This is a genomic window from Mesorhizobium sp. 43Arga, from assembly GCF_053714255.1.
On record NZ_JBSKBO010000021.1, the window covers coordinates 23200 to 43580 of the forward strand.

Here is a 20381-nt window from a genome sequence, read left to right on the forward strand (position 1 = left end):
GCGAAATGGCCGGCTACATCCTTCGCAGATCGATCTCGGCCATTGCCGTCATGGCGATGGTTGGGGTTTTCGTGTTCCTGCTTCTCAGACTGGCACCGGGCGATCCGGCGGCCATGATCGCCGGCAGGCAGGCCACGGCGGAGATGATCGCCGGCATCCGCGAGCAGCTGGGACTGAACGATCCTATGCCGGTTCAGTTCTTGCATTGGGTGCGCGACATGCTGGGCGGTGATTTCGGCACCTCGATCTTTGCTGGACGGCCGGTTCTTGAGCTCATCTCGCAGCGGCTTGAGCCGACCCTTTCGCTGTCGATCCTGACGATGATACTGTCGGTGTCGGTTGGGGTGTCTTTCGGGATTCTTGCCGCGTGGCGAACTGGCGGGCTCGTCGATCGCCTCCTCGCGGCCTTTTCGGCATTTGGCTATTCCGTCCCGGTCTTTGTCGTCGGCTATTTTCTCATATACTTCTTCGCCATCAGGACACACTGGCTTCCGGTCCAGGGATATGTGTCGATCGATGGTGGCCCCGGGCCTTGGTTTGTGCACCTGATCCTTCCCACCGTGGCTTTAAGTCTTGGCTTCATTGCATTCATCGCCCGGGTCACGCGAGCGAGCATGCTCGAGGTCCTGTCGGAAGACTATATGCGAACAGCCGCCGCCAAGGGCGCTTCATCCTATGCCATGCTTTTCCACCATGCCTTGAAGAATGCCGGCGTGCCGATCTTGACCGTCATCGGCATAAGCTTCGCCTATCTGATCGGTGGAGTCGTGCTCACGGAAACCGTGTTCAACATACCCGGTATCGGTCGTCTGGTCGTTGATGCGATCAACAATCGCGACTATCCCATAATCCAGAGCGCGCTCATCCTGACTTCGGGTCTGTACGTCCTTATCAATCTCGCAGTCGATCTGGCTTACACGCTGATCGATCCCCGCATCCAGTACTGATATGACCCTCCTCTCCGCACCAGTTGAAGCCGTGCCGATGGGTCAGCTGCATTTATCCGATCTTCCCCGACTCGCAAGACGGCACCCGCTGGTCTTGATCGGTGGTGGCCTCCTGGGGCTCCTAATCGTTCTGGCCTTGGCCGCCCCGCTTTACGCCGGCGATCCGGTGACCATGGATCCATTCAAGCGCCTTCAGCCGCTTTCCGCCGAGATGTGGTTCGGGAGCGACAATCTGGGGCGGGACGTGTTTGCGCGAACGATCTTTGGGGCCCGGATATCCCTGATGGTCGGATTGCTGTCGGCGGCATGTGCAGCTTTAGGCGGGCTCCTGATTGGCATCATCGCCGGCTACAACCGCGGCTTCGACAACGTCGTTATGCGGGTCATGGACGGCCTGATGTCTATCCCGACGATTCTGCTGGCCATTGCGCTTATTTCCTTGACCGGCCCTGGCATCGGCATTCTCATCGTTGCCATCGCGATTCCGGAAACGCCAGCCGTCGCGCGACTGGTTCGTTCAGTGGTTCTAAGTGTGCGTGGGCTTCCCTATGTGGAAGCCGCACTCTGCGGCGGCGCGCGGGTGCCAAAGGTGCTGTGGCGACATATCCTGCCGAGCACCATTCCGGCAGTCATGGTCCAGGGCGCCACTGTCTGCGCTAGCGCGATCCTGACGGAGGCAGGACTGAGTTTCCTCGGCGTGGGCGTGCCGCCCGAGATTCCGAGCTGGGGCAACATGATTGCCAGTTCGCGCCTGTATCTCGCCATCGCCCCATTGACGATCTTCGCCCCCGGTATCTGCCTTGCCGTCACAGTCCTTGCCGTCAACCTGCTTGGCGATGGCCTGCGCGACATGTTCGATCCCTGCTCAAAGCAGAGACGCTGACATGCTGATGCGAGAATCTGCGGAGGATGATGTGCTTCTCGATGTTCGCGACCTTGAGACGCACTTTTACGGCGAGGAAAGCGTCACCCGCGCCTTGGGCGGCATCAGCTTCCAGGTGAAGAAAGGCGAGACGCTCGGCGTCGTCGGCGAATCTGGGTGCGGAAAGAGCGTTACCGCTCTCTCCATCCTTCGCCTCCTCCCGAAGCTGTCCGCCAGGACGGTCGGCGGCGAGGTGCGCTTTCACGGGCGCGACCTGCTTGAGCTGTCCGATAGGGAGATGCGAAAGATCCGCGGTGACCAGATCGCCATGATCTTCCAAGAGCCGATGAACAGCCTGAATCCGGTCTATACGGTCGGCAGCCAGATCGCCGAAGCGGTGCAGATCCACACGAAAGCGTCCCGTTCCGTTGCCAGGGTGAAGGCCGAAGAGATGCTTCGCCTCGTGCGAATCGCGGACCCCGAGCGCCGCGTCAACAACTACCCCCACGAACTGTCGGGCGGCATGCGCCAGCGCGCTATGATTGCCATGGCTCTTGCCTGCTCACCGGAGCTGTTGATCGCTGACGAGCCGACGACGGCCCTCGACGTCACTATCCAGGCACAGATCTTGCGGCTCATCGTCGATCTGAAAGAGCGCACGGGAACAGCCGTCATGTTCATCACGCACGATCTGGGTGTTGTAGCCGAGACATGCCAACGCGTGATTGTCATGTATGCTGGCCGGATCGTAGAACAAGCGAACGTGTTAGATCTGTTTGCGCGTCCGGCGCACCCCTACACTCAGGGCCTCATGCGCTCAGTCCCTGACCGGCGGCGCGGCCGACAGCGCCGCCTTCCGGAAATCCCCGGGATCGTGCCAAGTCTGCGCGAGCCCATTGTGGGCTGCAGCTTCGCGCCTCGCTGCCCGTTCGCGATCGATATTTGCCGCGAGAACACGCCCGTCCTGCGGGATGTCGGGTCGAGCCACGCCGCGGCTTGCTGGCGCTCCGAAGAGGTGATGGGCGCATGAGTGGTCCTTTGCTGAAAGTCGAAAATCTGACCAAGCATTATCCTCTCGGCGCGGGAATCTTCAAGAAAAGCATTCCGGTGATCCGGGCGGTGGAGGATGTATCCTTTTCCATCGAGGTAGGCGAGACGCTCTGCATCGTTGGGGAATCCGGTTGTGGCAAGTCCACCGTCGCGCGGCTCTTGATGCGGCTCGTAGAGCCGACGGGCGGGCGGGTGCTGATAGATGGGACCGATATTGCGGGCCTCAAGAAGGACGCGCTTCGCGCCTGGCGCCGTCGGATGCAGATGGTCTTTCAGGATCCTTACTCGTCGCTAAATCCGCGCCTCACGGCTGGACAGATCATTACTGAGCCTGTCGAGAACTTTGAGCGACTCAGCCGGAGGCAGCGCCAGGCACTCGCCGCGGACCTTCTCCGAAAAGTCGGAATGGCGCCTGAGATGATGAACAGGCTCCCTTCCGAATTGTCGGGCGGTCAGCGCCAGCGGCTCGGCATTGCACGCGCGCTCTCGCTCAAGCCCTCACTCATCATCGCCGACGAGGCGGTGTCTGCCCTCGACGTCTCCGTGCAGGCGCAGATCTTAAATCTGCTTCTGGATCTACAGCAGCAGATGGGCATCGCCTTCGTTTTCATCTCGCATGACCTCGGCGTCGTGGAGCATATCGCGCATCGCGTTGCCGTCATGTACCTGGGGCGAATCGTGGAACTAGCCCCGAGCGAAGCGCTCTTCGCCAAGCCGATCCACCCCTATACCGAGGCGCTGATCGCGGCCGCTCCGGTGCCAGATCCCACGCGAGTTCGGCTAGAGGCGCCCGTCGAGGGTGAGGTACCAAGTCCCATCAATCCGCCGACTGGATGCGCGTTCCATCCGCGCTGCCCGCTCGCGGTCGAGCGCTGCCGCATCGAAGTGCCACCTTTGGTCCCGATGACAGACGGGCGCGTCGTGGCATGCCATGTGCGCGCTCCCGCCACAGACATCTCGGCCCACCCGGCTGTAGCGCGCGATTATCGGCTCTAACCTGAGTCTATGTCAGAAACTCTTTCCGCTCGAGCATCTCGAGTACACCGCTGACACTATTCCACAGAGCATATTCCAAATGCATCGAAAAGAAGAGAGAAGAACTATGGAAGAATATACACGCCAGATCGGTTCTCACCTGGGGCAGCAGGGAACCAACTATGATACGGTCGGTTCGATTGCCACGAACGTCGCGGACGGCTTCACGATGGTAGCAGTCGGCGATCTCATCGTATCGCGACCGGTAACAAGATACGAACATCCCGGCTTCGGCGACATTGTCAAGATTCTTTGTGATGCCGATGTCACGTTCGGTAACATGGAAACCCTCATCTTCGATATCCGATCGTTTAAAGGAAGTCCGGCGGCTGAGCACGGTGGTGCGTATCACATCAGCGTGCCGGAACTGGGACCTGATTTGAAGGCGATGGGGTTCAACCTCGTCGGGCGCGCGAACAACCACACGCTCGACTGGGGTCTTGAAGGCATGCGCGAGACGAGCCGGGTGCTGGATGAGAGTGGTATCGTCCATGCAGGTGCGGGCGAGAATCTCGGACAAGCTGGCGCCGCACGCTTTTTGGAAACCACACGCGGTCGCGCAGCATTGGTTTCATTGGCTACAACGTTTGCGCCTATGTCTCGAGCGTGCGAACCCGCTGGCGAGGCTCCAGGCAGACCAGGGCTCAATGCCCTTCGTTTGGCCCAAAGCATCGTCGTGCCGCCGGAGATGCTTGAGAGTTTGAGGCGGGTACGTGATGCGTTGCCAGGCTACAAGGCCTGTGAAACGGATCCGAGGCGGGTCATCGTCGGTGGGGCGACATATAAGACAGGCAACAAGGCCGGCTACAGTTACACAGCAGACTCGCGTGACGTCGCCGGCATTTTACGAAACGTTCGCCGCGGCAAGCAGTTTTCCGACTTCTGCATTGTGGCGAACCACGCTCACGAGCCCGGGGGCTGGAGCCAGCAGCCCGCTGACTACGAGCAGTCGTTTGCGCATCGAATGATTGATGCCGGTGCGGATGCATACGTCGGACACGGACCGCATCTGTTGCGAGGCATCGAGATCTACCAGGGCCGGCCCATATTTTACAGCTTGGGGAATTTCTTCTACGACGACCTCCGGACGCCCGCCGGCGCCGACATGTTCGAGGCTTACGGAAAGGACCCACGGGTCGACACGGATGCCGAGGTCACAGTTGACGAGGAGGCGAAAGGTTACCCGATCGGAGAAGGGCTGTTCTGTGGAGCGCTCTCCGCCCCGGTATACTATGAGAGCATCGTCACCGTCAGCCGCTTCGAACAGAACCAGCTTGCCGAATTGCGGCTATATCCGATCGAGCTCGGTTTCTCAAAAAGGTTTGCCAACCGGGGCATCCCGCAGCTCGCCCCAGCAGCTCAAGCCAAAGCTATTCTGGAGCGCCTACAGGAGCTCTCGGAGCCGTTTGGGACCGAGATCGCAATCGAGAACGATGTTGGACTGATCAGGTTGAGTCCAACGTCGTCGTGATCATTCGGCTGGGCTGCGGTATTCTAAACGCATCTTCGCTCGGCCGATGTCGTGGAAGGGGCGTGCCAGATGCCGGGCAGGTCTTCCCCCAGCCTTTGAAACGCTTGGCGGTCGGACTCCCTCAAGCCAGGGCTCGTCGGACCGTCATCGTTCGTAATCCCGTTCGATCGCCCCGGCAGCGCCCAGCTTCTCTTCCCAGCCGCGCTCCAGCGACCGTGCCACCAGACGATTCTCCGGCACCACCGGATGGTGGGATTGATCAGCATTGGTGTTGAGGCAAGATCTGCCGAAGATGCCGCGCTCGGGCTTCCTACGATTGGAGAAGTGCTCCTGGAAGCACTTCTGACAATCGCCTGCGCATTTCGATGTCCGTCGTTCGTGCGCCAGTCCTGAGACATGGGGTAATCGCGGAGCGAGTCGCCGAAGCGGTCACATATTGAAGAGCGGGTGGTTGTTCCCCGATAGGATGGAAGTACGGGCTCACGACTGGCCGGGCCCAAGCATCGAACGGAGAACAACCATGAGCGAATATATCGGTCTCGACGTGCCGTCGAAAGAGACGGCGATTTCTGCGCGGCGTGGCGGCAAAAGGATCTGGCGCGGCAAATGTCCTCTGATCCGAGTTTGGTCGCGGACGTTCTCCGCAAGCGGGTGCCGGCGGCCAAGCGGGTGGTGTTCGAGACCGGACCCTCGTCGGTGTGGTTCTATCATGCCTTGAGCGCCGAAGGACGGGATCCTCATCTGAGAGGGCTTCTCTATGAGGCCGCAGTCGTGATCCTGACGCGCAGCCGGGCTGACGGCAGTCTGCGCACATGGGGGCTGAAGCTGCGTGAGAACATCGGCTTCAAGCGGGCAGCTGTCGCTGTCGCCCGCAGGCTCGCTGTCATCATGAATGCGATGCTAAAATCCGGTGAGAACCCGCGGTTTCACAAGATCGGCGCTGGCGACACGGCCGCTCTCCTGTCCCACCTGTCATCATTGCAAACCGTGTCTTGGACCGGACAGGCGCTACGCCGGCGTGAGAGTTTCTGGCTCCATTGGTTCCTGCCCACGCACGGCATCGCCATTCATGTATCGAGCCAACCAGCATTCTCGTCAATCGGCGTGCCAGCCGGGGGCCTGCGCGCGGCAAGGGAGCAGCCATGGCGATGCCGTTTGCCGACTGCAGCTTCATCTTGACGAGGTCAGCCGCCATGTGGCGCGCGGGCGTGCACGCCGCGCTGCTGCTCGGCCGGGCAGGCTGGCACACGACCGCCAAGCTGAAGGTGCCGAAAAATATCACGCCAGTGTGCTCCTGCCATCGCGAGCCCCGTAACTCACGTGTCGAAAACGTATGGCAAGATCCTGGCGCCAACTGGCTCTCCAATCGCGTCTTCGATCGCACGACGCCATCATCGACACCGCCTGCGAGGCTTGGCAGAAGCTCATCGCCCAACCCGAAGCCATCACATCGATCATAATGAGAGAGTGGGCTCACGTCGGTCGAGCTTCATGATCCGTGGTTTCCGTCATCTCAAAACGCGATAGCACTGTCCGGAACATTATATTGGCGGACCTAATGCCAAGTGGCACATACTTGGCGGGTAGCGGATCGAACTGCATCCGCCCGTCAACGCCGTCCGACAGAAATCGAGCGAACTGAAGTGCAGATCAAAGACGTGCTCCTCGCGCCAGGAAACGGCGCGTTTTTCTACGATGATCAGTCAGCCATAAGAGGCGGTGCCTCGCAGGACGGTTTTGTCTATGTTGGCGAACCCGTCACGCCCAACTTCGAATCCATTCGCGTTCCGGCATCTTCGCTGAGTGTCGGGCTTGTCCTTGCCGACGACACTGTCGTTTGGGGCGACATGATGAACGTGCAGTACTCTGGTGCTGGCGGGCGCGATCCTGTGTTTGAGACCGCTCAAATCTCGGATTTTACGTCGCGGGTGGTGGTGCCGCGGCTTCTCGATGTCAATGCCTCTCGCTATCTTGACGCCTGCGCGAAGGTCTTCGAGCCCTTCGAGCACAGGCGATTACCTCTCGCGATTGAGTATGGCGTGAGCCAGGCGCTCCTTCGCGCCGCGGCTCATCTTCAACGTATGACGATGGCGGAGATCATATGCAGTGAATTTGATCTACCGCTGCCAACGCGCAGGGTCGCGATTTACTGCCAGAGCGGCGATGCCCGCGAAATCAATGTCGACAAGATGATCCTGAAGGCGGTGGATGTGCTTCCCCATGGCCTGATCAATTCACGGCAGAAATTCGGCCAAGGCGGCCAGACTTTCCTTGACTTCGTCAAGTGGGTTGCAACGCGCACGCGCCAACTCGGCCGCCCGGGGTATCATCCGGTTCTTCATTTCGATGTGTACGGCTGGATCGGCCAGGAAATCGGCCTGGAGCCGCAAAGCATTGCCGATTTTATCTGCAAGGTTGCAGATACCGTTCCGGGTTTTACGATCAACATCGAGTCCCCGGCGGACTTTGGTTCTACGCGAGCTCAAATTGAGAACTACGCCAAGATCGTGTCGATTTTGGACAACCGGGGTTCCAGCGCACGCATTGTCGTGGATGAGAGATGCAATACGCTTGAGGACATTCGGCTCTTTGTCGAAGCCAAAGCGACGCATTTGGTCCAGATCAAGACACCCGATGTCGGCTCAATTGCCGATACGGCGCGCGCCGTTCTCATCTGCAAGCAGAATGGGGTAGGGGCCTATGTCGGGGGAAGCTGTACCGAGACAGATCTCTCCGCCCAGGCTTCTGTCCACGTATCGGTGGCAACCCAGGCCGACATGATGCTTGCGAAGCCCGGAATGGGTGTCGACGAGGCATATTCCATCGTCGGGAACGAGCAGAACCGGTTGCTGGCGATGCTGAACCGTCGTCGGGCTCAAAACGAAAATGTTGAATGAATAGGGCGGTGTATTGCCATGCAGAACTGCCTTGAGGGAATCACCGTCGTTGCCGTGGAGCAGGCCGTTGCTGCACCGTATGCATCGTCTCGCCTTGCCGATGCAGGCGCCCGGGTGATCAAGATCGAACGGCCCGAAGGGGACTTTGCCCGAGGCTATGACAAGTTGGTCCGAGGGCAGAGTGCTTACTTCGTCTGGCTTAATCGGGGTAAGGAATCGGTGTGTCTGGACCTGAGGTTGGAGGCGGACCGCGAGGTCCTCGACACGCTCATTGCCGCTGCTGACGTCTTTATCCAGAATCTGAAGCCGGGCAGCATCGAAAAACTAGGCTTCGGGTCTGCTGACCTGCGTCGCCGATTTCCGCGCCTGATAACCTGTGACATCTCGGGTTTCGGCGACAAAGGGCCTTATTCACACTTGAAGGCCTATGATCTCATCGTCCAGGCCGAAACAGGTCTATGTGCGATCACCGGCAACCAACTAGGGCCCGCGCGTGTCGGGGTCTCGGTCTGTGACATCTCAGCGGGCATGACAGCGCACAGCGCCATTCTTCAGGCGATGTATCACCGCGAGGTCACCGGCGAAGGGACCAGCATTCAGGTATCACTGTTCGATGCTGTCGCTGACTGGATGAATGTTCCGGTTCTGCAAAACGACTATAGCGACTACCACACGGAACGCGCCGGTGTGAAACACCCGTCTCTGGCGCCATATGGCGCCTATCGTTGTGCCGATGGGAAGGACGTCATCTTTTCGGTTCAGAATGACCGCGAATGGGTGAGTTTTTGCGAGAAGTTCCTCAAGCAGCCGGAACTTACACGCGCACTTGGTTTTGCCGATAATATGGAGCGCCTGAGTCACCGTGCGCAACTTGATAAGATCATTGAACGGCGGTTCTCTGAACTATCCTGCCAGGTAGCAATGCAGGAGCTTGAGGCGGCCGGACTGGCATATGGCCGACTGAGCGAAGTGGCGGATGTTTCAAAACATCCACATGTCCGTAGAGTCGAGATTGGCACGCCTGAAGGAAGCGTCGAGACGATCGCGCCGGCGGCAATTTTCAATTATGAGCAGCCCTCGCTCCGCCCAGTTCCGGCTCTTGGCGCTCATACTGAGGCTGTCCGCGAGGAGGTTCTGGGGCTTTTGCGCGACAGAGCCGCGTCAGCGTGAGCGCGCGTCTGAGTATGGCGAGTGCGCTTGCGTTTGCGAAAAGCCTGTGTACCTCGGATCATCTCAGCGCGTCGGCCATCCAACCAGCCCACCGCCGTCCAACAAGCCCACCGCCGTCAGGCTCGCTAAGATTGATTGCAGAGGTGACTCCATGATCGCGGACCCCCTTCCGTCAGTTGAAACCGCGATGTCTGTACCACGTTGGAGATCCCTGCTCTTCGTACCCACTCACGTACCGCGCTTTGTGGAGACGGCCCATGAGCGGGGTGCGGATGGCGTCATACTCGACCTCGAGGATTCCGTTCCCCAGGATCAGAAGGGAGAAGCACGGCGGCAGCTTCCTGAATGCGTGGCCAAGGTGAGCCGGAAAGGCGCATCTGTTTTGGTCCGCGTTAATCATGGTTTGCGCGCTTTGGCGGCCGATCTTGATGCAGCAGTGATAGCGGGTGTTGACGCGCTTGTTCTTCCGAAGACGGATTCGGCAGAGTGGGTACTAGAGATCGCCAATGCAGTTTCAGAACTTGAACGGGAAAGAAGTCTTCCGCTGGGACGCATCCGGTTCCTTGCCCAGATCGAGACCCCGGGCGCCTTGCAAAGGCTCCCGGCGATTGCGTTGGCACATCCCAGGATGGTCGCAATGGCGCTTGGTCCCGAAGACTTCAGTGCCGCGGTTGGCGGGGTCCCGGAGTTCGACCTTCTCCTGGCGCCGAACCTTTCCGTTCTGTTTGCGGCCCGCGCGGCCGGTTTGCTCCCGCTGGGCTTCATAGGAAGTATGGGCGAGTTCTCGGACGCCCGTAAGCTTCATGAAGCCGCGGTGCATGCGCGGCGGCTTGGCTTTGCCGGAGCCTTGGCGATCCATCCTACACAGGTTTCCATATTCAATGAGGCCTTTTCGCCAAGCGCACAGGAACTAGAGTGGGCCCATCGTGTCGTCGCGGCAGAAAACGATGCCGCCGCGCAGGGCACAGGTGCTTTCGCCTTGGACGGCAAGATGATCGATGCACCGGTCGTTCGAAGGGCCCTTGAAATCATCGCCATAGGCCAGAAAGCCTAGCTGGGCGTGTGTGTCCTTAGCAACTCAGGAGCCCGGACGGGATGACACGAGACCACGCGGTCCAATTGCCCGCCCGAGGGTCTCTGCAGTGGCACAATTATTGCTGTCGCGCCATCGCATTTCGAGATAGATTACATAGTTGGAGTCCACCCTCGGATGAGTACCCGTGGAAATCAGGCAGTTGAGATACTTCGTCGGCGTGGTTGAAGCAGGCAGTTTTACGAAGGCCGCCGGCTTCCTCAATGTCGCCCAGAGTGCGCTGAGCCTGCATGTGCGCCAACTGGAGGAAGGTTTCGGCACCCAGTTGCTGATACGCGATAGGACCGGCGTGAGTGTCACGGCGTCGGGAGCCAAACTCCTCGATCGGGCGCGGGCGATTCTCAGGGAAATTCGACTTACCGAAGTGGAATTGACAAACTCAGTTGCTTCCCCGGCGGGGGAGGTGACTATTGGCATTCCGTCTGGAGCTGCTCGAGTCCTAAGCGGCCCCCTGCTTGAGTCGGTAAGAAACGAACTGCCCAAAGTTTCCCTTAAGATGGTCGAGGGCATGACTGGACCGCTAGAGGAGTGGATGGCTGCTGGACGCTTCAATCTGGCAGTTCTCTACCGCACCGCGGACAGTGTGGGGCGAATGACAGTCTTGGCGCGCGAAGACCTCTGTCTGGTGGTGCCGTCAGGTGAGCCGCCTTTCAAGGAGTCGATATGTCTGGCGGACCTGCATGCGTTCCCGTTGGCGGTTCCCATGCGCAATAACAACGTCAGGCGCTCGGTGGCTGACGTCGTCGCACAACACGGCTGCGCCTTGGATGTCAAGTTTGAAGTGGACTCGCTCTCAACGATCATCAACATGGTCGTAGAGGGAAAAGCCCATTCTATTCTCGCCCCGTCTGCCGTTCAGAAAGAAGCCTCTCAAGGGCTGGTGCGGACTGTCAAGATCGTCGATCCGGTGATTACCCGGTCGGTTGTGCTTGCTGTAAATCCTAAAGATGAGCGTTCCGCGGCCGTCTCCGCCGTCCGCAAGCTCATCCCCAAGGTCGCCAGAGAATTAATTGAGAGCCGGGGCTGGGCAGCCGTGGCTCCTGACGCGGCCTGACAGCCGTCGATCTATAAAACACGCCCTTTTTTGCCATCGGATTAGATCGATCTGGATTCCAGATGGATTTCGGCACTAATCGATATTTGACCCACCGCGACCGTCGCGATGACACTGGCTCGAGCGAGTTGCCGGTTTCAACGTCGAACGGCACTCGCATGGCTGGAATTCACACAAGTGGAGCACGCGATGTTCGACGCCAGGAGCCACGAGCTCTTCATCAACGGCAAATGGCGGGCCGGTGGTAGCAGAGCCACATTGCCGGTGATTAATCCGGCAACGGAGAAGGTATTTGCCTCGGTGGCCTCGGCGACGGTGTCGGATCTGGATGAGGCCCTGGCTTCGGCAGAACGCGCCAGCAAGGCGTGGTCTTCACGGCCTGCAAAAGAACGTGGCGAGATCCTGGTAGCAGCCGCAAGAACCTTGGCAACGAAGATTGAATCAGCAGCCAGGGACCTGACGGCCGAACAAGGAAAGACGATTGCCGAAGCGAGAGGTGAGTACACGCGTGCCGTCGAAACGCTGGAATGGAACGGCAGGCATGCCGAAGAGCTGCAGGCCCCTATTCCGATGGGGCCGAACCGGATGATCGTCCCGGAGCCGCTCGGCGTCGTCGCTGCCTTTACGCCCTGGAACTATCCGGCCGTTCTCATCGCCCGCAAGCTCGCCCCCGCGCTGGCGGCAGGCTGCCCGGTGATCCTCAAAGGGGCTGAAGAGACACCGAGCGTGGCTGTCTATATCGTTGAAGCATTGTGCCAAGCGGGCATCCCCCACGGCGTGGTGAGTCTTGTCTTCGGTGTTCCGGTGCACATATCGCGGCATCTGCTCGGTTCGCCAATCGTGAAGCTGTTGACTTTCACGGGCTCCACGGCGGTTGGAAAACAGCTGGCCGCACTAGCGGCGAATAACTTGCAGCGCTGCATCCTTGAACTAGGTGGACACTCTCCGGTTATTGTGTGCGAGGACGCCGATCTGGAAAAGGCCGTGCCGGCAATTTCGGAATACAAGTTCGAGTGCGCGGGCCAGAGCTGCAATGCGCCGAGCAGGATTCTAGTCGCCCGATCCCGCTATGAGGAATTCTTGTCGCGCATGACAGAAACGGCTCGCAACATCAGGATCGGTCTACCAGACGATCCTGCAACGGACATGGGTCCGATGGCGAACGCGAGGCGAATCGAGGCCATGCAGCGCCTGACCAAGGATGCGGTCGAACGCGGCGCCAGCATCGAGACCGGTGGCGCCCGCCTCGACCGACCGGGCTTTTTCTGGCCGCCAACCATCCTGACGGGTGTACCGAAGGAAGCGAGCGTGCTGCACGAAGAGCCGTTCGGGCCAATTCTCACCGTCGCGCCGTTCGACACACTCGAGGAGGCGATCCAGGAAGCCAACGCCACTGAGTATGGCTTGGCAGCTTACTTCTTCACGAACACTGCTGATGCCCAACGCAAGCTGACCAACAGTCTTTCGGCAGGGGCTGTCAGCGTGAATTACCTGAAAGGGGTTTCCGCGGACGCGCCTTACGGGGGTATCAAGCAAAGCGGCTATGGATATGAAGGCGGCGAGCAGGGGGTGCGAAGCTTTCAAATCCTGAAAATGGTCAACGGCCTCGGCGCATTTGGATGAGATCCTGTGGGAAATAGAACACGGACCATCGCCGGCAAGGACATCGCAAGGAGCGTGGCAGACGCCCTTCAGTACATCTCGTACTACCATCCTCCAGATTATATCCGGTCTCTTTCGCAGGCGTATGCGCGCGAACAGAGCCCGGCGGCGAAGAATGCCATCGGGCAGATTCTGCTGAACTCCCGCATGGCGGCCTTCGGGCGGCGGCCGATCTGCCAGGACACCGGACTTGTAGTGGTCTTCGCAAAAGTCGGCATGGACGCCCGCATCAGGTCAACAGTCGGTTTCGCAGACCTCGTGAATGAGGGCGTCCGTCAGGCCTATCTCGACCCGGACAATCCCCTTCGGGCATCGATCGTTGCCGATCCGCTGGCCGGACGGGTCAACACCCGTGACAACACGCCGGCGGTCGTCCACGTCGACCTTGTACAAGGGAACAAGATTGAGATCACCATCGCCGCAAAAGGCGGCGGATCGGAGAATAAGGCACGCTTTACCACCTTGAACCCCAGCGGGTCTGTTTCCGACTGGGTGGTCAATACCGTTTCGACGCTTGGCAGTGGGTGGTGTCCGCCCGGCCTGATCTCCGTTGGCATCGGTGGTAGCGCTGAAAAGGCGATGCTGCTTGCCAAGGAAGCAATGAACGAGCCCGTCGATATAGCGGAACTGATCGCCAGGGGGGCGTCGAGCGCGGAGGAGGCACTGCGGATTGAACTTTATGAACGGATTAACGCGCTGGGCATCGGCGCTCAGGGCCTTGGTGGCTTGACGACAGTCGTCGATGTCAAGGTTGCGACCTATCCTACCCATGCGGCGTCCAAGCCCGTGGCGCTCATTCCGCAATGCGCTGCCAACCGGCACCTGAAGTTTACCTTGGATGGCTCTGGACCAGTCAGGCTGGAGCCGCCCGACTTGCGCGAATGGCCCGACATTGGAATCGACGAATTGATTCCAGGCGGCGTTCGTCGTGTTGATCTCGATGCGCTGACGAAGGAAGAGACCGCATCGTGGCGCTGTGGTGAAACGCTCCTTCTGTCCGGAAAGATGCTGACAGGCCGTGACGCCGCCCACATGCGAATGGTCGAGTTGATCGACGCCGGCAAGCCGCTTCCGTTCGATCTGCAGGGACGCGTTATCTACTACGTTGGACCCGTCCGCGCGGTGAGAGATGAGGTCGTCGGGCCGGCTGGCCCAACAACCTCCAGCCGCTTGGACGATTTTACGGACAAGGTGCTCACGAAAACCGGGCTTTTCGCAATGGTGGGCAAAGCGGAGAGGGGGCGGACGGCGATCGAGTCGATTGTGAGACACAAAACCCCCTATCTCATAGCAGTAGGGGGGGCTGCCTACCTGATATCAAAATCGATCAAGTCAGCGCGGCTAATTGGCTTTGAAGACCTGGGCATGGAAGCAGTCTATGAATTCGAGGTGCAGGATATGCCTGTCATCATGGCTGTCGATGTTGAGGGAAACTCCATTCACAATTCCGGGCCTTCTGAGTGGCGCAAGCGCATGGCGGCGGACAGCATCGCACGCAACATTGGCGTTTGAGCCCTCCGACCAAGCTCGGTTGGTTGGCGTCAATTCCATTGTCGACAACGGCTAAGAGCAGAAGGTCATGAAGTCGAAACCCAATCCTGCGCGCCTGGACGCTTGGGACTTCCGCATTCTCTCAGAGATTCAGTCAGACGGCCGAATTTCAAAAAGCGAGCTTGCAAAACGCGTTCATCTTTCGGCGTCGGCCTGCTCGGAGCGGCTCCGTGCACTTGAGGTCGCAGGGATTATTGAGGGATTTCACGCGCGACTGAGTCCGGCCCTCATCGGCGGCATGGTCTTCGTCATGGTTGAGGTCGTATTGGAAAGGCATCGCCTCGAGGACCAAAGACACTTCGAGACTGCGATCCAAGAATATCCGGAAATCCTGGACTGCTGGGCTATCGGCGGGCGGATAGATTATCTAATGCGCATCGCATCTCTTTCCATGGCTGCGTATCAAGGTTTCATGGAGGGATTGCTGCAGGCAGGCTTGGGAATCGATCAATATTATAGTCTTGTCGTGACCAAACCGGTGAAATCCAATTCGCCGATCCCCTTGTCCGCACTGAGGCCGCGGTGAACGCCGCAGCCTTTCCACGGCGTTTTACCTCAATTCCGCGAAATCGTCGGCTACAGACGTGCCTTCCCGCGAAACTCGAGCGACGTTTGCGGTATGCTATTTCTAGAGAGGCGGCTGGCCGAGTGCCGTCCGCCAACTTTGGCGAGGAGAGGGACCATGCGCTTAAGCAATCTGGGAACCGAGCAACTCAGAGAGAAGGATCGAAGCTTCGTCTTTCATCCGTCTACGCATCTGGCCAAGCACAGCCGCGGCGAGACCCCAAATCGGATCATGGCCGGTGCGGAAGGCGTCTACATCTGGGATACCGAAGGCCGAAAGAGCCTCGACGGTTTCGGTGGGCTCTACTGCGTCAATATGGGATATGGCTGCACGGAAATTGCCGAGGCCATTGCCAGGCAAGCACACGAATTGCCGTTCGCCCATGTCTATGCAAGTCAAGGAACAGAGCCAGTCGCCCTCTTGGCAGAGGCCGTGGTCGAGTATTTTGGTCAGAACATGCGCAGGGTCTTTTTCGGCCTTTCGGGCTCCGACGCCAACGAAACCAACATCAAGCTGGTCTGGTACTACAACAACATTCTAGGCCGCCCTGAAAAGAAGAAGATCATCTCGCGACACCGCGGTTATCACGGGTCTGGGCTGGTCACTGGGAGCCTGACAGGCCTTGCCTTCTTTCATAATTTCTTCGACCTGCCGCTGGACTTGGTACGCCATACCACGACGCCGCACCACTATCGCCAGGCGCATGACGGCGAAAGTGAGCAAGCGTTCTCGAAACGCTGCGCGGATGAACTTGAAACCCTTATCCTCGCTGAAGGCCCGGAGACCGTTGCAGCTTTTATCGGAGAGCCGGTGCTTGGGACAGGCGGCATCGTTCCGCCCCCAAAAGGATATTGGACTGCTATCCAAGGCGTGCTCAACAAGTATGATATCCTTCTGATCGCCGACGAAGTGGTCTGCGGGTTTGGACGAACCGGTGAGAAATTCGGTTCCCACCTCTATGGCATGCGGCCGGACTTCGTGACCATCGCCAAGGGTTTGAGTTCCGCCTACCTGCCCATCTCCGGGTCAATTATTGGTGACCGCGTCTGGTCGGTCTTGGAACAAGGAACAGAGAAGCACGGCGCCCTCGGCCATGGCTGGACATATTCGGGTCACACCCTTTGCGCTGCGGCCGCGCTCGCGAATATTCGGCTCCTAAAGGAAAAAAATATCTTGGAGCATGTCCGCGATGTCGGACCGTATTGGCATGCCCGGATGAATGCCGAACTGGCGGGACACCCCATCGTCGGCGAGGTTCGTGGTGTCGGAGTCCTCTCCGCGGTAGAGCTGATGCGAGATCCAAAGCAGAGGATACCGTTTGAATCCGATCTTCAAGTCGGCGTTCGCGCCGCCGCTGCTCTGTTCGAGAACGGCGTCATCGGCCGCGCCATGCCGCAGGGCGATATCCTCGGCTTTGCCCCGCCTTTGATCATCACCAAAAAGGAGATCGACATAATCGTTGACGCAACCGCGAAATCGATCGAGACGACCTATCACGCGCTGAAGGCCGAGAATGCGATATGAACAGAGCGCCAACGGAAGAGAGCCCCGGATTCGACGCCGTCCCGGGTAATCAACGTGATAGGCCCTGGGATGAACTTTCCCCACGGAGCAAACATTCGAAGTCAGCCTGGCATTGGGACTGGTCGCCCATTGATGTCCCATTGGTGAACACGAGTTGACAGCGCATTTCGCGCCGAGCCGACCGAAAACTGCTAAACTTGAAGCCGTCAAATTCTAAGCATGCTTTAGACTTCGATCGCAAGCGGTAACCAAATCAGTTCTGCCGCCGCTGTCCTGTTGCCCAACGACCGGGGCGTTTGTGCGGCGCGGCCCTGCCGGTGTACCTCCTCGCCGGCAGGGCAGCTTTTTTGACCCGCTGGATCGGGTTGATTGTAGCGCGTCCGCAATCGAGGGTGAAGGAGGTCATCTGCATAAGGGATGGCACATCGAGCATTTCTGTTATGCCATTGCAACCACCCAAAATCGCATATGTGGAACGGCCCGCTTGGCAAGATCTTCCTCGTGCATTTACCAAATAAGGACGGTGCAGTCATATGTCCGGCCCGTTTTCTGGCCTTTCAGCCATGGCCACGATGAGTTCCGCGGAGCAAATCGCCTAATCAGCTTCTCGCGCTGTAACGCGCTTGCGATTTTGCGGTCTGATTTGCTTCGGGATGTCGTCCCGTCGGGTCATCCCAATTGGCACCTTCCCTGCCTCGCCGACTGGTCGGCCGGAAAGCTCGTATGCCTGGTCGATCATCTTCGCCCCCGATAGGTATCGCCTCGAACGAGAAGAGCCCAGATGATGTGCACGATCTTGTTTGCGAGCGCGACTGCGATAACTTTGAACGGGCGGCGTAACATCATGCTATCCATGGTGATGGCTCGAGGCCACGACGAGCGAGCTTGAGGATCGACGTCGCTCCAGCGACAAGCAGCGGTTGCTGGTTTCCGCGCTTTGAGATCGAACCTATCCGTTCCTTTCCTCCGCTGGAATGCGCGCGTGGAGTCAACCCAATCCAGGCAGCGAAATCTCGACCGGTTCGGAAGCCAGCGGGATCCGGTACAACTGCTCGAACGGTCGAAGCAATGAATGGCCCAACGCCGGGAATCGCCGTCAAACGTCGAGCGCTCACGTCTTACAAATCGGCCGTTCCTGCGCGGGGCAGACAGGGCGTGGAGATCGCGCGCGTGCTTCCGACCAGCGCCGAAGTGCTGCGGCTCGACGAGCCGACCATCGATCTTGACCGCCGGCGAGTGGCTATACACGTGTCCGTCCAAAATCCGACAGCGACAGACGCCATGTCGGTTTTGCCACAAAGGGTGATCTTGGCCGATGAGACGGCCTTAGCAAAGTCGTAGGCTTACTGGCGCTGAGCGAGGTGGCACGGCCTTTGCTTGACTTAAATAGCGGCAATACTGAGGGAGGGCTGCCCACGCGCTTCGTTTGCGTGTTCCGTTTCCCGGGAAAAACAAGCTCGCACAAAAAGTTGCGCATGTGGCAATAGTTTGGAGAGTGACATGGTGCTACGTATGGAGTCCCCGGCCCCTGCCATCAAGGTGCAGAGCTGGCTGCGTGGCGAGCCGCTGACCGCCTTCCAGCCTGGAAAACTGTACATCGTCGAATTTTGGGCGACGTGGTGTGGCCCATGCGTGGCGGCAATGCCCCATCTGGCGGAGCTGCAGGAGAAATACAAGGATCGCGGGCTTGAGGTTGTCGGAGTCGCAACTTCTGAAGACGCTCCGACCGCGGACGAAGCGCGTACCAAGCTGGACGCGTGGTTGACCGGAAACTGCTCGTATCTGAACTATCGGATAGCGTTCGACTTCTCAGGGGAAATGGACAAGCTTTGGATGGAACCCAGCTTCTCCCTCGAAATTCCGACCTCTTTCGTTGTCGATCGTGACGGCGCCATCGCTTTTATCGGTCATCCGATAAAACTCGCTGAGGTCTTGCCCAAAGTGATCGACGGCACCTGGCGCACCAGCAAGCAAGCGAAAGCCGGTGATGCCAAGCGGATTACCGGAGAGGGAGCCAGAATGCGCGAACGAGCGGTGAAAATGCCGATTTTGGAGAAATATTATGCGGCGTTCAAGAAACAGGAGTGGCACACCGCGCTCTCGGCCATCGAAGAGGGTATCGCCTTGTTCCCGGACGATCCCAACATCCGCACTTGTCATGCGAATCTACTGCTTCACGAAATGCGCGACATGCGGGCGGGCTTGCCGGTCATGCAGCTCTTCGTTCGCGACGCGATCAACACAAACTCCGTGAATTGGTTGTCTCAGGCGCTGGAACAACTCTTCCATCCGGAGGAGGATTATTCAAACATTCCGTCTGCCGAGCGCTTCGCGATGGGCAAGCAGCTATCCGAACACATCCTGGCTCTGGATCCCCCGGCAGGCGGCGGCGCCTTCAAGTTCCTATATTATCCGGCAGCCGGTCAGTACTTTTACGAAAGCGGCGACAAGGATCGCGCGATCGAGTTGATCGAAGTGGCACTGAAGTCGCTTGCCGATTGGCAGAATGGCTCGCCAAAAACGAAGCGGCGGATTGGACAGCGATTGCTGCAGGCCCTGGCCAACTACAAGGGTGAGCAGGTTTGCTCAGAAGATTGGCTCCACAACAAGTTTTTCGCGAAGCCAAACCGCACCCGGAAGACGAAATATGAACTGGGATGATACGTCAGCTTGACTGGGCGAATTCTGGCGACTGCACGCGCCTCGCAAGGACGGCGTAAACGCGAATGAAGTCTGGGTCTATGCGCCGTAGCCATCCTGGGTTGGATGGGATGCTATCCCGCCCGCCTTGTAGGCAGCAGCAAAGGCATGCCTTCGCGGAGCTCAGGCGGGACGTCCTTAATGATGGCCGGTCGCCCGACAACCGGTGAGTAAAAGTCGCGGCATCGGTTCTCGAAAACGGAGCGTCGTCGGCGCGAATCTTGTTGGGAGCGGTATTCCTCGCGCTGTCCCGCTGGCTGCGTACCCAAGATGCAGGACTTCGCCTGCATCCGAAAACCAGCTCTCCAGCCGCCGCTCGGTTCAGCGTCTCCATGAATGATCCTGAGACATGGTTCCCATAGTCTGGACGCCACAAAATCTTCGGCCGTCAAGCCGGCCGCAAGCAGATCCGGCCAGATGTAGCTGCGCCCATGTTGTCTCCGTTCATGGCCACGGATCCAGCGGCCGCTTGGGTCCGCCGCGACATCAAAGACAGCGCATTTCGCGCGCGGAACCATGATGGAGCATCAGAGCTCGGAATGATGCTTGCGTAGAAACGCGAGCAAGTTGGGATCTTTGCCCAAGGAGGCAACAACAGCACTGAGAAGCCCGCAATGGCAAGGCAGTCTGTCCGATCCGATCGACAGCGGCTGGCTATCGCCGTGGCCCGCTGATTCAAGCCCCTGAAGCGTGTCGTCCAGATCTTTCAGAATGCGTCGTATTTTGGTCAGGAAACAGTCGCCGGCGGCCGTCACCCTGACCCCGCCCGGATAGCGGTGGAACAAAGTCACGCCCAGTCT

General features: G+C 59.0%; 14 protein-coding genes and 4 pseudogenes. 16 read left to right on the top strand and 2 right to left on the bottom strand.

The annotated features are described in order from the left end of the window. The first annotated feature begins 5 nt into the window (after positions 1-5). The 15 genes and pseudogenes from ACWGS8_RS33625 (at position 6) to ACWGS8_RS33695 (ending at position 16881) form a co-directional block, all read left to right on the top strand. Complete coding sequence (locus ACWGS8_RS33625) at positions 6-947, top strand: ABC transporter permease (protein ID WP_454584957.1); 942 nt, start codon at positions 6-8, stop codon at positions 945-947. 1 nt (position 948) lies between these two features. Continuing rightward, positions 949-1830, top strand: coding sequence for an ABC transporter permease (locus ACWGS8_RS33630; RefSeq protein WP_454584958.1), 882 nt, complete (start codon positions 949-951; stop codon positions 1828-1830). Positions 1831-1837: 7 nt separating this feature from the next. Next, on the top strand, positions 1838-2839 hold the full coding sequence (locus ACWGS8_RS33635) for an ABC transporter ATP-binding protein (protein WP_454584971.1): 1002 nt from the start codon (positions 1838-1840) through the stop codon (positions 2837-2839). Next, positions 2836-3855 carry an ABC transporter ATP-binding protein gene (locus ACWGS8_RS33640; RefSeq protein WP_454584959.1) on the top strand — a complete coding sequence of 340 codons (1020 nt, stop codon included), beginning with the start codon at positions 2836-2838 and terminating at the stop codon, positions 3853-3855. The genes ACWGS8_RS33635 and ACWGS8_RS33640 overlap by 4 nt, the downstream gene beginning before the upstream one ends. A 106-nt stretch (positions 3856-3961) precedes the next feature. Then, positions 3962-5365, top strand: a complete 1404-nt coding sequence (locus tag ACWGS8_RS33645; protein ID WP_454584960.1) for a CapA family protein — start codon at positions 3962-3964, stop codon at positions 5363-5365. A gap of 520 nt (positions 5366-5885) precedes the next feature. Further along, positions 5886-6094, top strand: a pseudogene (locus ACWGS8_RS33650) (IS110 family transposase); the annotation flags it as partial. A 3-nt stretch (positions 6095-6097) separates the two neighbouring features. Continuing rightward, a pseudogene (locus ACWGS8_RS33655) lies at positions 6098-6289 on the top strand (IS110 family transposase); the annotation flags it as partial. Between the two features lie 719 nt (positions 6290-7008). Continuing rightward, on the top strand, positions 7009-8262 hold the full coding sequence (locus ACWGS8_RS33660) for a methylaspartate ammonia-lyase (protein ID WP_454584961.1): 1254 nt from the start codon (positions 7009-7011) through the stop codon (positions 8260-8262). 18 nt (positions 8263-8280) lie between these two features. Next, positions 8281-9432: a CaiB/BaiF CoA transferase family protein gene (locus tag ACWGS8_RS33665; RefSeq protein ID WP_454584962.1), complete on the top strand. Its 1152-nt coding sequence runs from the start codon at positions 8281-8283 to the stop codon at positions 9430-9432. 151 nt (positions 9433-9583) lie between these two features. After that, positions 9584-10486, top strand: coding sequence for an HpcH/HpaI aldolase/citrate lyase family protein (locus ACWGS8_RS33670; RefSeq protein ID WP_454584963.1), 903 nt, complete (start codon positions 9584-9586; stop codon positions 10484-10486). Between the two features lie 166 nt (positions 10487-10652). Then, complete coding sequence (locus tag ACWGS8_RS33675) at positions 10653-11579, top strand: LysR family transcriptional regulator (protein WP_454584964.1); 927 nt, start codon at positions 10653-10655, stop codon at positions 11577-11579. Positions 11580-11768: 189 nt separating this feature from the next. Next, positions 11769-13202 (top strand): NAD-dependent succinate-semialdehyde dehydrogenase, encoded by a 1434-nt coding sequence (locus ACWGS8_RS33680; protein WP_454584965.1) that lies wholly within the window; start codon positions 11769-11771, stop codon positions 13200-13202. 6 nt (positions 13203-13208) lie between these two features. Then, complete coding sequence (locus ACWGS8_RS33685) at positions 13209-14753, top strand: fumarate hydratase (protein WP_454584966.1); 1545 nt, start codon at positions 13209-13211, stop codon at positions 14751-14753. A 67-nt stretch (positions 14754-14820) separates the two neighbouring features. After that, positions 14821-15318, top strand: coding sequence for an Lrp/AsnC family transcriptional regulator (locus ACWGS8_RS33690; protein ID WP_454584967.1), 498 nt, complete (start codon positions 14821-14823; stop codon positions 15316-15318). A 156-nt stretch (positions 15319-15474) separates the two neighbouring features. Then, the gene (locus ACWGS8_RS33695) at positions 15475-16881 is read left to right on the top strand and encodes an aminotransferase (protein WP_454584968.1); all 1407 of its coding nucleotides are present in this window, start codon (positions 15475-15477) and stop codon (positions 16879-16881) included. Positions 16882-17628: 747 nt separating this feature from the next. On the opposite strand, the pseudogene ACWGS8_RS33700 reads toward ACWGS8_RS33695, so the two are convergent. Further along, positions 17629-17999, bottom strand: a pseudogene (locus ACWGS8_RS33700) (transposase); the annotation flags it as partial. 382 nt (positions 18000-18381) lie between these two features. Here ACWGS8_RS33700 and ACWGS8_RS33705 point away from each other — a divergent pair. Then, a complete protein-coding gene (locus ACWGS8_RS33705) occupies positions 18382-19542 on the top strand; it encodes a TlpA disulfide reductase family protein (protein ID WP_454584969.1) in 1161 nt (386 codons plus the stop codon). Positions 19543-20108: 566 nt separating this feature from the next. Here ACWGS8_RS33705 and ACWGS8_RS33710 read toward each other — a convergent pair. Then, a pseudogene (locus tag ACWGS8_RS33710) lies at positions 20109-20381 on the bottom strand (hypothetical protein); the annotation flags it as partial.